Annotated in this window: 17 protein-coding genes (1 of these 17 running past the window's edge); 14 read left to right on the top strand and 3 right to left on the bottom strand. The window is 66.5% G+C overall.

Annotation, left to right across the window (positions count from 1 at the left end; translation table 11 throughout):
• Positions 1-34 precede the first annotated feature (34 nt).
• The 13 genes from rpsN (at position 35) to rplQ (ending at position 8,351) form a co-directional block, all read left to right on the top strand.
• Entirely contained in the window at positions 35-340 is a 306-nt protein-coding gene (rpsN, locus tag ASG37_RS05860; RefSeq protein WP_055756896.1) for a 30S ribosomal protein S14, read from the top strand.
• A 12-nt stretch (positions 341-352) separates the two neighbouring features.
• Complete coding sequence (gene rpsH / locus ASG37_RS05855) at positions 353-748, top strand: 30S ribosomal protein S8 (protein ID WP_033921102.1); 396 nt, start codon at positions 353-355, stop codon at positions 746-748.
• Positions 748-1,281 carry a 50S ribosomal protein L6 gene (gene rplF / locus ASG37_RS05850; protein ID WP_055756890.1) on the top strand — a complete coding sequence of 178 codons (534 nt, stop codon included), beginning with the start codon at positions 748-750 and terminating at the stop codon, positions 1,279-1,281. Before rpsH ends, rplF begins: the two co-directional genes overlap by 1 nt.
• Positions 1,281-1,637, top strand: coding sequence for a 50S ribosomal protein L18 (rplR, locus tag ASG37_RS05845; RefSeq protein WP_055756888.1), 357 nt, complete (start codon positions 1,281-1,283; stop codon positions 1,635-1,637). The genes rplF and rplR overlap by 1 nt, the downstream gene beginning before the upstream one ends.
• Before the next feature lie 3 nt (positions 1,638-1,640).
• Positions 1,641-2,375 carry a 30S ribosomal protein S5 gene (rpsE, locus tag ASG37_RS05840; RefSeq protein ID WP_055756886.1) on the top strand — a complete coding sequence of 245 codons (735 nt, stop codon included), beginning with the start codon at positions 1,641-1,643 and terminating at the stop codon, positions 2,373-2,375.
• 6 nt (positions 2,376-2,381) lie between these two features.
• On the top strand, positions 2,382-2,558 hold the full coding sequence (gene rpmD, locus ASG37_RS05835; RefSeq protein ID WP_055756884.1) for a 50S ribosomal protein L30: 177 nt from the start codon (positions 2,382-2,384) through the stop codon (positions 2,556-2,558).
• Between the two features lie 97 nt (positions 2,559-2,655).
• Positions 2,656-3,186, top strand: a complete 531-nt coding sequence (rplO, locus tag ASG37_RS05830) for a 50S ribosomal protein L15 (RefSeq protein WP_055756882.1) — start codon at positions 2,656-2,658, stop codon at positions 3,184-3,186.
• Between the two features lie 167 nt (positions 3,187-3,353).
• Complete coding sequence (secY, locus tag ASG37_RS05825) at positions 3,354-4,724, top strand: preprotein translocase subunit SecY (RefSeq protein WP_055756880.1); 1,371 nt, start codon at positions 3,354-3,356, stop codon at positions 4,722-4,724.
• A gap of 28 nt (positions 4,725-4,752) precedes the next feature.
• Positions 4,753-5,394: an adenylate kinase gene (locus ASG37_RS05820; RefSeq protein ID WP_055756878.1), complete on the top strand. Its 642-nt coding sequence runs from the start codon at positions 4,753-4,755 to the stop codon at positions 5,392-5,394.
• 282 nt (positions 5,395-5,676) lie between these two features.
• Positions 5,677-6,045: a 30S ribosomal protein S13 gene (gene rpsM, locus ASG37_RS05815; RefSeq protein ID WP_055756875.1), complete on the top strand. Its 369-nt coding sequence runs from the start codon at positions 5,677-5,679 to the stop codon at positions 6,043-6,045.
• Between the two features lie 105 nt (positions 6,046-6,150).
• Entirely contained in the window at positions 6,151-6,540 is a 390-nt protein-coding gene (rpsK, locus tag ASG37_RS05810; RefSeq protein WP_055756871.1) for a 30S ribosomal protein S11, read from the top strand.
• Between the two features lie 93 nt (positions 6,541-6,633).
• On the top strand, positions 6,634-7,698 hold the full coding sequence (locus tag ASG37_RS05805; protein ID WP_055756869.1) for a DNA-directed RNA polymerase subunit alpha: 1,065 nt from the start codon (positions 6,634-6,636) through the stop codon (positions 7,696-7,698).
• A 230-nt stretch (positions 7,699-7,928) separates the two neighbouring features.
• Positions 7,929-8,351 carry a 50S ribosomal protein L17 gene (gene rplQ / locus ASG37_RS05800; protein ID WP_055756866.1) on the top strand — a complete coding sequence of 141 codons (423 nt, stop codon included), beginning with the start codon at positions 7,929-7,931 and terminating at the stop codon, positions 8,349-8,351.
• A 139-nt stretch (positions 8,352-8,490) separates the two neighbouring features.
• On the opposite strand, the gene ogt is transcribed toward rplQ, so the two are convergent.
• Complete coding sequence (gene ogt / locus ASG37_RS18185; protein ID WP_321163606.1) at positions 8,491-9,075, bottom strand: methylated-DNA--[protein]-cysteine S-methyltransferase; 585 nt, start codon at positions 9,073-9,075, stop codon at positions 8,491-8,493.
• 63 nt (positions 9,076-9,138) lie between these two features.
• Between ogt and ASG37_RS05790 the strand changes: the two genes are divergently transcribed.
• Complete coding sequence (locus ASG37_RS05790) at positions 9,139-9,966, top strand: bifunctional transcriptional activator/DNA repair enzyme AdaA (RefSeq protein ID WP_082448595.1); 828 nt, start codon at positions 9,139-9,141, stop codon at positions 9,964-9,966.
• Positions 9,967-10,141: 175 nt separating this feature from the next.
• Here the strand turns inward: ASG37_RS05790 and ASG37_RS05785 are convergent, their stop codons facing one another.
• Both ASG37_RS05785 and ASG37_RS05780 read right to left on the bottom strand, forming a co-directional pair.
• Positions 10,142-12,157 (bottom strand): M3 family metallopeptidase, encoded by a 2,016-nt coding sequence (locus ASG37_RS05785; protein ID WP_235525308.1) that lies wholly within the window; start codon positions 12,155-12,157, stop codon positions 10,142-10,144.
• A gap of 11 nt (positions 12,158-12,168) precedes the next feature.
• Positions 12,169-13,275: the 3' portion of an L-serine ammonia-lyase gene (locus tag ASG37_RS05780; protein WP_055756863.1), read on the bottom strand. It continues 246 nt past the right edge of the window; the window shows 1,107 of its 1,353 coding nt (coding positions 247-1,353); the start codon falls outside the window, past its right edge — the gene reads right to left on this strand; the stop codon is at positions 12,169-12,171.

The following is a 13,275-nucleotide window of genomic DNA, read 5'->3' as shown; positions in this document are numbered from 1 at the left end:
GCGGCCTATGCTTTACTAGAGAGAGCTTAAGTCCATGGCGAAACTGAGTTCCGTGAACAAGAACGAGCGTCGGCGCGCGCTCGTCAAGAAATTCGCGCCCAAATATGCGAAGCTGAAGGCGATCGCAGCCGACCAGTCGCTCGACGAAACCGAGCGTCTGATCGCGCGGCTGAAGATGGCCGAGATTCCCCGCAACGGGAATCCGACCCGCATCCGCAACCGTTGCGAGCTGACGGGTCGTCCCCGCGGCTATTATCGCAAGTTCCGTCTCGCCCGCGTCATGCTGCGGGAACTGGCCAACAAGGGCCTGATCCCCGGCGTCACGAAGTCGAGCTGGTAAGGAACATACAGCATGGCATTGACCGATCCCCTGGGTGACATGCTCACCCGCATCCGCAACGGCCAGCGCGCGCGCAAGGACAGCGTCCTGACGCCCGCCAGCAAGTTGCGTGCCCGTGTCCTCGACGTGCTTCAGCGCGAGGGCTATATCCGTGGCTACAGCGAAGAGCAGATGGGCCCCGCGGCCGGCATCCGCATCGAGCTGAAGTATTTCGAGGGCCAGCCCGCGATCAAGCATGTCGCGCGCGTCTCGAAGCCGGGTCGCCGCGTCTATTCGGGTTCGCAGGAACTGCCGAAGGTTCGCAACGGCCTTGGCATCACCATCGTCTCGACGCCGCGTGGCGTTCTGTCCGACGCCGAAGCGCGCGAACAGAATGTCGGTGGCGAAGTGCTCGCGGAGGTCTTCTGATGAGCCGCATCGGTAAGAAGGCAGTCCCGGTTCCGGCCGGCGTCACTGCCAACATCGCAGGGCGCGAGCTGAGCGTCAAAGGTCCCAAGGGCACGCTCACGCTGCCGCTGGCCGATGACATCGCCTATGCCGTCGAAGGCGACACCATTTCGGTGCAGCCGGCGAACGAAACCAAGCGCGCTCGCGCGTTCTGGGGCATGCAGCGCACGCTCGTGCAGAATCTGGTCACTGGTGTCACGACCGGCTTCACCAAGAAGCTGCTCATCACCGGCGTCGGCTATCGCGCCGCGGCACAGGGTCGTAACCTGAAGCTGCAGCTCGGCTACAGCCACGACGTCAACATCGACGTGCCGGAAGGCATCGAGATCAAGACGCCCGATCAGACCACGATCGAAATCAGCGGGATCGACAAGCAGAAGGTCGGTCAGATCGCTGCCGAGATCCGTCGTTGGCGTAAGCCCGAGCCGTACAAGGGCAAGGGCATCAAGTACGACGGCGAGTTCATCTTCCGCAAGGAAGGGAAGAAGAAGTAATGACCAAGGGTCTCTCTCTCTTCGCGAAGCGCCGTCGGCGCAATCGCACTGCGCTGAAGGCGCGTTCGGGCGGCCGTGCGCGGCTCTCGATCCATCGTTCGGGCAAGCACATCTATGCCCAGGTCATCGACGACGCGGCGGGTCGCACCGTTGCTGCGGCGTCGACTCTGGAAAAGGACGTGCGTGGCACTTCGGGCGCGAACGTCGATGCCGCCAAGGGCGTCGGCACCCGCGTTGCGGAAGCGGCGAAGGCCGCCGGCGTGACGCAGGTCGTGTTCGACCGTGGCGGCTTCCTGTTCCACGGTCGCGTCAAGGCGCTGGCCGAGGCCGCCCGTGAAGCCGGATTGGAGTTCTAAGATATGGCTGACGAAAACAATCAGGCCGAAACCCCCGCCGCCGACGTGTCGGCAGCGCCGGGTGGCGAGCAGCCGCAGGGCCGTGGTCCCCGCGGTGGCCGTGGTCGTGGCGGTCCGGGTGGCCCGGGCGGCGGCGGCGGTCGCGGTGGTCGCGACGGCAATCGTGGCGGTCGTCGTGACGATCGTCGCGGCGGACAGGATGATGGTGGCGAGGAGCTGATCGAAAAGCTCGTCCACATCAACCGCGTGTCCAAGACGGTGAAGGGCGGCAAGCGCTTCGGTTTCGCGGCGCTGGTCGTCGTGGGCGACGGCAAGGGCCGCGTCGGCTTCGGCCATGGCAAGGCACGCGAAGTGCCCGAAGCCATTTCGAAGGCGACCGCCGCTGCCAAGAAGGCGATGGTCCGCGTTCCGCTCAAGGACGGTCGCACGCTGCACCATGACGGCAACGGCCACTTCGGTGCCGGTCGCGTGACGCTGCGTTCGGCGCCTGCCGGGACCGGCATCATCGCGGGTGGCCCGATGCGCGCCATCTTCGAATCGCTCGGCGTCGCCGATGTCGTGACGAAGTCGGTGGGCACGTCGAACCCGTACAACATGATCCGCGCGACCTTCGAGGCGCTGAACGACCAGTCGTCGCCGAAGGCGGTGGCACAGCGTCGCGGCAAGAAGATCGCCGACCTGCTGGGTCGCGGTGGATCTCAGACCGCCGAGGCTGATGCCGCGGCGATCGTGGAGTAACGAGCGATGGCAACCGTCAAGATCACCCAGACCGGGTCGCCGATCCGCCGGACCAAGGACCAGCGCGCGACGCTGATCGGTCTCGGCCTCAACAAGATGCACAAGACCGTGGAACTGACCGACACCCCCGAGGTGCGCGGAATGATCCGCAAGGTGCAACACATGCTGTCGGTCGAGGGCTGAGGCTCTTACCTTCACCAGTGACAAATGCGGGGAAGGGGGCTAATCGGCCCCCTTCCTCATTTTTTCAGCGCGAACATAGCGAAAGCGAGTGCAACTCATGAAACTCAACGAACTCCGCGACAACAATGGTGCCCGCAAGAGCAAGATGCGCGTCGGACGCGGCATCGGCTCGGGCAAGGGCAAGACCGCTGGTCGCGGCCAGAAGGGCCAGAAGAGCCGTGAAGGCGTCTCGATCGCCGGGTTCGAGGGCGGCCAGATGCCGCTCCACATGCGGATCCCGAAGCGCGGCTTCAACAACATCTTCGCCAAGGACTATGCCGAGGTGAACCTCGGCGCGATCCAGAAGGCGGTCGACGCCGGCAAGATCGAAGCCGGCGCCACGCTCGACCATGCGGCGCTCAAGGCCGCCAACCTTGCCCGTGGCGGCAAGGACGGCGTGCGCCTGCTCGCCAAGGGCGAGCTGACCGTGAAGCTCAGCTTCACCGTTGCCGGTGCGTCGAAGTCGGCGATCGAGGCGGTCGAGAAGGCCGGTGGTTCGGTATCGGTAATCGACGTCGTGCCGGCCGCCGAAAAGGCCAAGGCCAAGAAGGGCCAGACGCTCGCCGCCAAGAAGGCCGCGCACGCCTGATCCCGCTCCCGCCCGGTCCCGGTCAACGCGACGGTTCGCCGCGCGACGACCGGGCCGGGCGGTATCCTAGGGGGTGGGCAACCACCCCTTAGACATCCCGGTCGCAACCCCTATATGGTCGCCGGGGGGTGGGCTTGCGGCCCGCCAGCATCATTCGGGACAAATCCATGGCATCGGCCGCCGATGGTCTTGCGACCAACATCAATCTATCGAAGTTCGGCAAGGCGACCGAACTCAAGAAGCGCCTGTGGTTCACGCTCGGCGCGCTCATTATCTTCCGCCTGCTCAGCTATGTGCCGCTGCCGGGGATCGACCCGACGCAGCTCGGCCTGCTGGCCAACCAGACGCAGGGCGGCGTCCTCGATTTCTTCAATACCTTTTCGGGCGGCGCGCTGACGCGCATGTCGGTGGTGGCGCTGGGCGTCATGCCCTACATCACCGCCTCGATCGTCGTGCAACTCGCGACGTCGCTCTCGCCGCAGCTCGCCGCCATCAAGAAGGAAGGCGAATCGGGCCGCAAGAAGCTCAACCAATATACCCGCTACGGTACGGTCGCGCTGACCGCGATCCAAGGCTATACCATCGCGGTCGGCCTCGAGGCGTTCGGCGCGTCGCAGGGCGTGGCGGCGGTGATCGAGCCGGGCCTCGCCTTTCGCGTCGCGGCAGTCATCTCGCTGATCGGCGGCACGATGTTCCTGATGTGGCTGGGTGAACAGATCACCAGCCGCGGCATCGGCAACGGCATCAGCCTCATCATCATGGCCGGCATCGTCGCGCACCTGCCGACCACGCTGCTGCAACTGTTCGAAGGCAGCCGTTCGGGCACGATGAACCCGATCACGCTGCTCGGCATCATCGTCGCGGTCGCCGGCCTCGTCCTGTTCATCTGCTTCATGGAGCGCGCGCAGCGCCGCATCCTGATCCAGTATCCCAAGCGCCAGACCGCGCGCGGGGTCCAGGCCGATCGCAGCCACCTTCCGCTCAAGATCAACACCGCCGGCGTCATCCCGCCGATCTTCGCATCCTCGCTGCTGCTGATGCCGGTGACGATCACCCAGTTCGCAGGGCAAGCGACGGCGGGCGAGAGCCGCTGGGGCGATTTCATCATCTCGCTCAACCAGTATCTGGCGCATGGTCAGCCGCTTTACATGGCGCTGTACGGCCTCGGCATCGTGTTCTTCTCGTTCTTCTACACCGCCATCGTCTTCAATCCCGAAGAGACGGCGGACAATCTGAAGCGCTACGGCGGCTTCATTCCCGGCATCCGCCCGGGCAAGAATACCGAGAATTACTTCGATTACGTGCTGACGCGCATCACCGTACTCGGCGCGGCGTATCTGGTCATCATCTGCCTGCTGCCCGAATATCTGGTGTCGGCACTGTCGATTCCCTTCTATCTCGGCGGCACCAGCCTGCTCATTGTCGTCAACGTGACGATGGACACGGTCACGCAGATCCAGTCGCACCTGCTGGCGCACCAGTATGGCGATCTCATCAAGAAGGCGAAGCTGAAGGGCGGCAACCGCGTCCGCGGTTGACCGGTCCATGGGCGCAAGGGGGCACACTATGGATATTATCCTTCTCGGACCGCCAGGTGCTGGCAAGGGCACGCAGGCTGCACGGCTTGAGGCACGTGGCATGGTGCAACTGTCGACCGGCGACATGCTGCGCGCGGCGGTGAAAGCCGGCAGCCCGGTGGGGTTGCAGGCCAAGGCGGTGATGGACGCAGGCGAGCTGGTGTCCGACGCAATCGTCTCGGCACTGATCGGCGAGCGGCTCGACCAGTTGGGCGACGATGGCGCGATCTTCGACGGCTATCCGCGCACCGCTGCGCAGGCCGACGCGCTTGACCTGCTGCTCGAACATCGCGGTCGCAAGCTGACCCATGTCATCGAGCTGCTGGTCGACGAGGATGCGCTGGTCGAACGTATCGTCGGCCGCTTCACCTGCGGCAATTGCGGCGCGGGCTATCACGACACGTTCAAGCAGCCCGTCGTCGACGGCGTGTGCGATGTGTGCGGTGCGACCGAGTTCAAGCGCCGTCCCGACGACAACGAAGCGACCGTGCGTACCCGCATGGTCGAATATCGCGCCAAGACCGCGCCGATCCTGCCGCTCTACGAATCGCGCGGCCTCGTCCAGCGGGTCGACGGCATGGCGCCGATGGACGACGTGACCGCTCAGATCGCGACGATCCTCGACAATTGACGGTTTCCCTCCCCGCATCGGGGAGGGAATACCCCCGGGGATATGCCCCGGCGGCAAAGTGGTTGATGTCACGTGGCAAATCGCCCACGTCTCGTCCCGAAAATGGTTCCGTTCGGCGGTTGACACACGCCCGGCCCCTCTCTAGTAGCGCTCTACTCCGACGCCGATGATTTGCGGCGGCGTGTTTGCGCGCGCTGCCATCGCGCGTATCGGAAGAAGCAACGCTACGAGATGGGGTGCCGCTGCCATGCAGTGCCCCGTGGAGCTGGGAGAACCTAATTCATGGCACGTATCGCGGGTGTTAATATCCCGACCAACAAGCGCGTCATCATCGCGCTGCAGTATATCCACGGCATCGGCCCGGCCAAGGCCAAGCAACTGACCGACCAGCTCGGCATCGCCGCCGAGCGTCGCGTGCAGGACCTGTCGGACCAGGAAGTGCTCCAGATCCGCGAAGCGATCGACGCCTCGCACACCGTGGAAGGCGATCTGCGTCGCCAGACCGCGATGAACATCAAGCGCCTGATGGATCTCGCCTGCTATCGTGGCCTGCGTCACCGCAAGGGCCTGCCGGTCCGCGGCCAGCGCACGCACACCAATGCGCGCACCCGCAAGGGCAAGGCGAAGCCGATCGCGGGCAAGAAGAAGTAAGAACGATCCGGGGGATCGTTTTTTCTTCTTCTCCGCCGGAGGCAGGGTCGAGGCTGACAGCCTCCCGGCCTCCGTACCACGCTATACAGGTCAGGATTTCCAATAATGGCACGTGAACCGCAGCGCCTTCGCCGTCGCGAGCGCAAGAACATCACCGCCGGCGTCGCGCATGTGAACGCCAGTTTCAACAACACCATGATTACGATCACCGACGCGCAGGGCAATGCGATCTCGTGGTCGTCGGCCGGTGCGATGGGTTTCAAGGGCTCGCGCAAGTCGACCCCGTACGCCGCGCAGGTCGCTGCCGAGGACGCCGGCCGCAAGGCCGCCGATCACGGCGTGCGCACCCTCGAGGTCGAAGTGAAGGGTCCGGGTTCGGGCCGTGAATCGGCGCTCCGCGCGCTGCAGGCCGTCGGTTTCCAGATCACGTCGATTCGCGACGTGACCTCGATCCCGCACAACGGCGTGCGCCCGTCGAAGCGTCGCCGCGTCTGATCCGTGCCTGCCCCCCCGCCGGGTTCGTCCGGCGGGGTTGTTCTTTCATGGCGCGGAACCGTCCCTTCCGCGCCGCCAAGCTAGGGGAAGCCCGTGTCCGTCAACGCTAAGAACTGGCAGGAACTCAAGAAGCCCAGCGGCCTCGAAAAGAAGCCGGGTGGCGATCCCAAGCGTCGGTCGACTTTCGTCGCGGAGCCGCTGGAGCGTGGTTTCGGCCTGACGCTCGGCAACGCGCTGCGCCGCGTGCTGCTCTCGTCGCTTCAGGGTGCCGCCGTCACCTCGATCAAGATCGAGAATGTGCTGCACGAATTCTCGAGCCTTGCCGGCGTCCGCGAGGACGTGACCGACATCGTGCTCAACGTGAAGCAGGTCGCGCTCAGGATGCAGGGCGAAGGCCCGAAGCGCCTGCAACTCTCCGTCACCGGCCCGGCCGAAGTGAAGGCGGGCGACATCGCCGTCACTGGCGACATCGAAGTGATGAACCCCGAACTGGTGCTGTGCCATCTCGATGATGGCGCGACGCTGAACATGGAACTGACCGCGGATGTGGGCAAGGGCTATGTCCCCGCCGCCGGCAACCGCCCGGCCGATGCGCCGATCGGTCTGATCCCCGTCGATGCGCTGTATTCGCCGGTCCGTCAGGTCAGCTACAAGGTCGAGAACACCCGCGTCGGTCAGGAACTCGATTACGACAAGCTGACGCTGACGATTGAAACCGACGGCACCGTGACCCCGGAGGACGCGCTCGCCTATGCCGCGCGCATCCTGCAGGATCAGTTGGCGCTGTTCGTCCACTTCGACGATTCGTCGCTGCCGCGCGCGGCGACGACCGGCACGCAGGTCGCTGCACCGCAGAGCGAAGGTCAGGGCGACACCGCCCAGATCAACCGCTATCTGCTCAAGAAGGTCGACGAGCTCGAACTGTCGGTTCGCTCGGCCAACTGCCTGAAGAACGACAACATCATCTACATCGGCGATCTGGTTCAGAAGACCGAGGCCGAGATGCTGCGTACGCCGAACTTCGGCCGCAAGTCCTTGAACGAGATCAAGGAAGTGCTTTCCTCGATGGGTCTGCGCCTCGGCATGGACATCCCGGGCTGGCCGCCCGAGAACATCGAGGAAATGGCGAAGAAGCTCGAACAGGAGATTATGGGCTGATTTTGCTCCGGGGCAAGCAAGCTTGCCCCGGAGACAAAACCAGCCCGGCCGGCGGGTGGCTTTCAGCCAACCCGACCGACGCCAGCGGCTTTGCCGCTGGCCGCCCGGCAGAAGAACTACGGTGACGGCCCAAACCGCCACCTAGAAGACAGGCGACGGGTGGCGGCCTCCAACAGCCACCTGCTCTGGGGTTCCGTGACACGGCCCCTTAACGAACGAAGGACTTTCCCATGCGTCATCGCGTCGGCGGCCGTAAGCTGCAACGTACCTCGGCTCATCGTATTGCGCTGTTCCGCAACATGTCGGCCGCGCTCATCAAGCATGAGCAGATCACCACCACCGTCGCCAAGGCGAAGGAACTGCGCCCCTACGTCGAAAAGCTCATCACGCTGGCGAAGAAGGGTGGCCTGTCCAACCGTCGTCTGGCGCATGCCCGGCTGCTCGACGATGCGCAGCTCGTGAAGCTGTTCGACGTGTTGGCGACCCGTTATGCCGACCGCAACGGCGGCTACACCCGCATCATCAAGGCCGGCATCCGCGCGTCGGACGCCTCGCCGATGGCGATCATCGAGTTCGTCGATCGTGACGTGTCGGCCAAGGGTCAGGATTCGGGCCCGGTCCTGAACGACGAGGATTTCGACGAAGCCGCCTGATCGGGCAGCCTGATCGAACCGGACAAGGGCGGTCGCACGATGGTGCGGCCGCCCTTTTTCTTATGGTCGATCCGACGATGCCGCGCGCCATCCCGATCGTCACCCCGGAACAAGTCCGTGGTGACGGTCGGGGCAGGACTCATCCCCCGAACAACCCGTCACGCCGCTCATGCGCCAGCAACCACCGCTTGCGCTCGACGCCGCCGGCATAGCCGGTCAGCGCGCCGGAGCGACCGATGATCCGGTGGCATGGCACGACGATCGCGACCGGGTTCGCGCCATTGGCCATGCCCACCGCGCGCACCGCACTCGGTCGGTCGATCATCGCCGCGATGTCGCCATAGCTGACCGTGTCGCCCGCCGTTACCCGCCGCAACGCCGCCCATACCGCGCGCTGGAACGTGGTGCCGCCGGTCACGGTCGGCAGCGAATCGATCGCCGTCAGATCCCCCGCGAAATAGGCCGTCACCGCATCGACGGCAGCGCCGGTCGCCGCGGCCGGAGCGATCGACCAGCCCGCCACCCCGTAATGTCGGTCGAGCAGCCGCCGCATCCGCGCATCATAATCGGCGAAGTCGAGCGCGCGCAGCGTTCCGGTGGCATCGGTCAGCAGGACGACCTCGCCGATCGGAGTCGACAGGCGGTGTTCGGACAGGGGCAAGGGCTGGATCATGACCCGCACCGTGCCGAGCACGCCGCGACCGTGCCAGCGGAAACCGGACATGGCAGTACGGTCAGGTCCGTTTCCCGCTGGTCGCGCCACCCCCGACCCGGCAGGATCGCACCCATGCTCGATCCCGATAGCTGCTACGCCGCGCTCGAACGGCGCGATCCCGCGATGGACGGCCGTTTCTTCGTCGGCGTCACGACCACCGGCATCTATTGTCGCTCGGTCTGCCCGGCGCGCACCCCGGCGCGCTCGCATGCCCGCTTCTATCCCGGTGCGGCGGCGGCGCAGGCGGCGGGGTTCCGCCCCTGTCTGCGCTGCCGCCCCGAAACCGCGCCCGACAGCCCGGCATGGGTCGGCACCCGCGCCTCGATCGACCGCGCGCTGCGGCTGATCGACGAAGGCGCGCTGGCGGAGGGGAGCGTCGTCGATCTCGCTGACCGGCTCGGCATGACCGACCGGCATCTGCGCCGGCTGTTCGAGCGCCATCTCGGCGCGGGGCCGCTGGCGATCGAGGCCACGCGGCGGCTGAACCTCGCCAAGCAACTGATCCATGACACAGCGTTGTCGCTGACCGACATCGCCTTCGCCGCCGGCTTCGGCAGCGTCCGCCGTTTCAACGAGGTATTTCTGAGCGCGTTCGACCGCCCGCCCTCGGCGCTGCGGCGGGGCGGTGCACCGGCCGATCCGGTCGCGCCGATCACCGTCCTGCTCGCCCTGCCGCCCGGCGCGACGCCGGTCGTCCCCGGCACGTTATCGCTCGATCAGGGGACGGTGACGTTGATCGAGCGACGCGGCGGATCGGTGCGAGTCGCGCTGCACGGCGTAGCGTTGGCCGATCTCGGCCGGACGATCGCGGCGGCGAAGCGGGCGCTGGCGGCGGGCTGTCCTACATCGCCGCCGTGCGTCACAACGTCCGATGCGGGGAATGGACTTCGGTCGGGCTGAGACGCCGGCCCCATCAATCAACACCGTCATCAAGTCCGGCGACGTTCGCTCCAGAGCGTGCTTAGTGTGAACTTTGTAAACTTTGGAGGCACGCCGCGGGCAAAGCCCGCGTCGTCGGACGGCGCTTTGGGCGCCGCCGGCCGGTCGCGCCTTGGGCGGCTCGGCGTAGCTGGTGCTACGCCTCGCCCGGCGCGACTGGTGCGACCAATCCATGCCGCTCCAGCATCGCCTGCGGATCGGGATCGCGCCCCCGGAACGCCCGGAACAACTCGATCGCCGGCCTGACCGACCCTTGCGACAGGACGCACGCCCGCAACCGGTCGCCGGTTGCGCGGTGGACGGTCCCGGCCTCGGCGAAGGCGGCGAAGCCGTCCGCCGCCAGCAGCTCGGCCCACAAATAGCTATAATAGCCAGCGGCATAGCCCCCGGCGAAGATATGCGCGAAGGCGTGAGGAAAGCGGTGCCATTCGGGCGGGCGGACCACCGCCACCTCGTCCCGCACCGATTCGATCACCGCCATCGGATCATCGCCATGGACGCCCAGGTGCAGCAGCAGGTCGAACATCGCGAACTCGATCTGCCGGACGAGGAACATCCCCGACTGAAACCGCCGTGCCGCCAGCATCCGCTGGAACAGCGCGTCGGGCAACGGCTCGCCGGTGTCGACATGCCCCGACATGGCGGCGAGCACCCCGGCGTCCCACGCGAAGTCCTCCATCAACTGGCTGGGCAGCTCGACCGCGTCCCACTCGAACCCCGACGTGCCCGAAATGTCGGGCCGGGGGACGCGGGTGAACAGGTGATGCAGGCAATGCCCCGTCTCGTGGAGCAACGTCGTCACATCGTCATGGCTGAGCAGCGGCGTGGCCGCTCCGGTCGGCGCGAAGTTGCAGACGAGATAGGCGACCGGCAGGCTCGGCAAATCACCGTCGAGAAACGGCCGGGCAGGGGCCATCCACGCGCCGCCCTTCTTGCCCGCACGCGCATGCAGGTCGAGATACAGTCCGGCGAACACGCCGGTCGCATCGGCCACATCGTAATAGCGGACGTCGGGATGATAGGTCGCGACGTCGCCCCGCTCGGTCAACGTCACGCCGAACAGGCGGACGAGCAACGCCTGCCATCCGCCAAGCACCCGATCGACCGGGAAATAGGCCTTGATCGCCGCCTGATCGATCGCATGGGCATGGCGCTTCAACCGGTCGCCGACGAAGCCGATGTCCCATGGTTGCAGATCGTCGAGCCCCAGATGGTCGGCGGCGAACGCCCGCAATTCGGTGACTTCGGCCTCGGCATGCGGCTTGGCCCGCGCAGCAAGATCGCGCAGGAACGCCAGCACCTCGCCGACATCGGGGGCCATCTTGGTGCTGAGCGAGCGCGCGACCGGATCGGCGAACCCCAGCAGCGTCGCGGCCTCGTGGCGCAGCGCGAGGATGCGGCGGATCCGCTCGCCATTGTCGAACTGCCCGGCGTGCGGCCCCTGATCCGACGCGCGCGTGCCATAGGCGCGGTAGACCTCGGCGCGCAACGCGCGGTCCTCGGCAAAGGTCAGCACCGCGACGACGCTCGGCTGTTGCAGCGTGACCAGCCAGCCCTCCAGATCGCGGGCCTGTGCGGCGGCAGCCATCATCGCCCGATCGGCTTGCCCCAGCCCGGCCAGTCGCGACTCGTCGGTCAGGTGCAGCGTCCATGCATCGGTCGCATCGAGCACGGCGCTCGCGAACTCGGTCTGCAATGCCGACAATTCGGTCGCCACGGTCTTGAACCGATCGCGCGCCGCATCGTCCAGCGCGACGCCCGCCAGCGTCCGGTCGCGGATCGACCGTTCGACCGCGATCCGGTCGGCATCGGGCAACATGGCGAAATCGGGGGTGATCGCCAGCGCGCGCAACCGGTCGAACATCGCCCGGTCCTGTTGCGCGGCGATGCCGCGTTCGGTCAGCACCGCCTGCCCCTGCGCATGCGCGGCGCGCATCGCGGGGCTGTCCTGCACCGCATGCAGATGCCACACGCTCGACCAGAAATTGTCGATCGCGACATCGGCGCGCTCGATCGGCAGCCAAGTCGCCGCGAACGTCGGCGGACCGTCCAGCGCGGTAACGCTGGCGGCATCGCGCTCGGCCAGCAGGGCGTCGAGCGTCGGACGGATCGATGCGGGGGTGATCACGGCGAAATCGGGCAGGTCGGACAAACGGGCTTCCTTCAACATTCGACGACGTTGACCGCCAGGCCACCCTGGCTGGTCTCCTTATACTGGCTCTTCATGTCCTCGCCGGTCTGGCGCATGGTCTCGATCACCTGATCGAGACTGACGATGTGGCGACCATCACCGTGCAGCGCCAGATAGGCGGCGTTGATCGCCTTGATCGCGCCCATCGTGTTGCGCTCGATGCACGGGATCTGCACCAGCCCGCCGATCGGATCGCAGGTGAGGCCGAGGTTATGCTCCATGCCGATCTCGGCGGCATTCTCGACCTGCGCCGGCGTCGCGCCGAGCGCGGCGGCAAGGCCGCCCGCCGCCATCGAACAGGCGACGCCGACCTCGCCCTGGCATCCCATCTCGGCGGCCGAGATCGAGGCGTTCTGCTTGTAAAGAAAGCCGATCGCCGCCGCGCTCATCAACAGCGCGCGGCTGCCCTCGCGGGTCGATCCATGGACGAACGTCTCGTAATATTTCAGCACCGCCGGGATGACGCCGGCGGCGCCATTGGTCGGCGCGGTGACGACCCGGCCGCCGGCGGCATTCTCTTCGTTCACCGCCAGCGCCCACAGGCTGACCCATTCGAACACGACGCCGGGGTCGCTGCGCGGACCGCGTTCGAGCAGCTTCTCGCGGATCGCCCGAGCGCGCCGCTGCACCTTCAGCCCGCCGGGCAGTTCGCCGCTGCCGGCGCACCCCCGATCGATCGAGGCTAGCATCGCCGCGCGCACTGCGTCGAGAAAGCCGTGCGTCTCGGCCTCGGGCCGCCACGCGCCTTCGTTGGCGGCGACGATCTCGGCGATCGACTGGCGGGTCTCGGTGCACAGCGCCAGCAGGTCGTTACCGCTCGCGAAGGGATGGGGGAGGGTCAGGTTGATTCGCGGGGCTGCCTCGCCCTCGGCGCGGATCGCCCCGCCGCCGATCGAGTGATAGCGGCGCGTGATCCGGCTGCCGTCGGCCAGCACGGCGGTGAACGCCATGGCGTTGGGATGCCCGGGCAGGAACCCCGGATGGAAGATCAGGTCGCGCGCCGGATCGAACGCGATTCTCACCTGTCCGGCGAGCGCAAGCGCCGCCGTCTCATGGATCGTGGCGACGATGCCTGCGAC

This window comes from Sphingomonas sp. Leaf407 (assembly GCF_001425385.1).
In the GTDB taxonomy this organism is placed as follows: domain Bacteria; phylum Pseudomonadota; class Alphaproteobacteria; order Sphingomonadales; family Sphingomonadaceae; genus Sphingomonas.
This window is presented reverse-complemented; position numbering and strand designations above follow the sequence as displayed.

Excerpts from the sequence above, each read along its gene's own strand:
- rpsH (WP_033921102.1), top strand. The coding sequence starts at position 353 with ATGGCATTGACCGATCCCCTGGGTGACATGCTCACCCGCATCCGCAAC.
- rpsM (WP_055756875.1), top strand. The coding sequence starts at position 5,677 with ATGGCACGTATCGCGGGTGTTAATATCCCGACCAACAAGCGCGTCATC.
- rplR (WP_055756888.1), top strand. The coding sequence starts at position 1,281 with ATGACCAAGGGTCTCTCTCTCTTCGCGAAGCGCCGTCGGCGCAATCGC.
- rplF (WP_055756890.1), top strand. The coding sequence starts at position 748 with ATGAGCCGCATCGGTAAGAAGGCAGTCCCGGTTCCGGCCGGCGTCACT.
- rplO (WP_055756882.1), top strand. The coding sequence starts at position 2,656 with ATGAAACTCAACGAACTCCGCGACAACAATGGTGCCCGCAAGAGCAAG.
- ASG37_RS05790 (WP_082448595.1), top strand. The coding sequence starts at position 9,139 with ATGCTCGATCCCGATAGCTGCTACGCCGCGCTCGAACGGCGCGATCCC.
- ASG37_RS05820 (WP_055756878.1), top strand. The coding sequence starts at position 4,753 with ATGGATATTATCCTTCTCGGACCGCCAGGTGCTGGCAAGGGCACGCAG.
- rpsE (WP_055756886.1), top strand. The coding sequence starts at position 1,641 with ATGGCTGACGAAAACAATCAGGCCGAAACCCCCGCCGCCGACGTGTCG.
- ogt (WP_321163606.1), bottom strand. The coding sequence starts at position 9,075 with ATGTCCGGTTTCCGCTGGCACGGTCGCGGCGTGCTCGGCACGGTGCGG.
- rpsK (WP_055756871.1), top strand. The coding sequence starts at position 6,151 with ATGGCACGTGAACCGCAGCGCCTTCGCCGTCGCGAGCGCAAGAACATC.
- rpmD (WP_055756884.1), top strand. The coding sequence starts at position 2,382 with ATGGCAACCGTCAAGATCACCCAGACCGGGTCGCCGATCCGCCGGACC.
- secY (WP_055756880.1), top strand. The coding sequence starts at position 3,354 with ATGGCATCGGCCGCCGATGGTCTTGCGACCAACATCAATCTATCGAAG.
- rplQ (WP_055756866.1), top strand. The coding sequence starts at position 7,929 with ATGCGTCATCGCGTCGGCGGCCGTAAGCTGCAACGTACCTCGGCTCAT.
- rpsN (WP_055756896.1), top strand. The coding sequence starts at position 35 with ATGGCGAAACTGAGTTCCGTGAACAAGAACGAGCGTCGGCGCGCGCTC.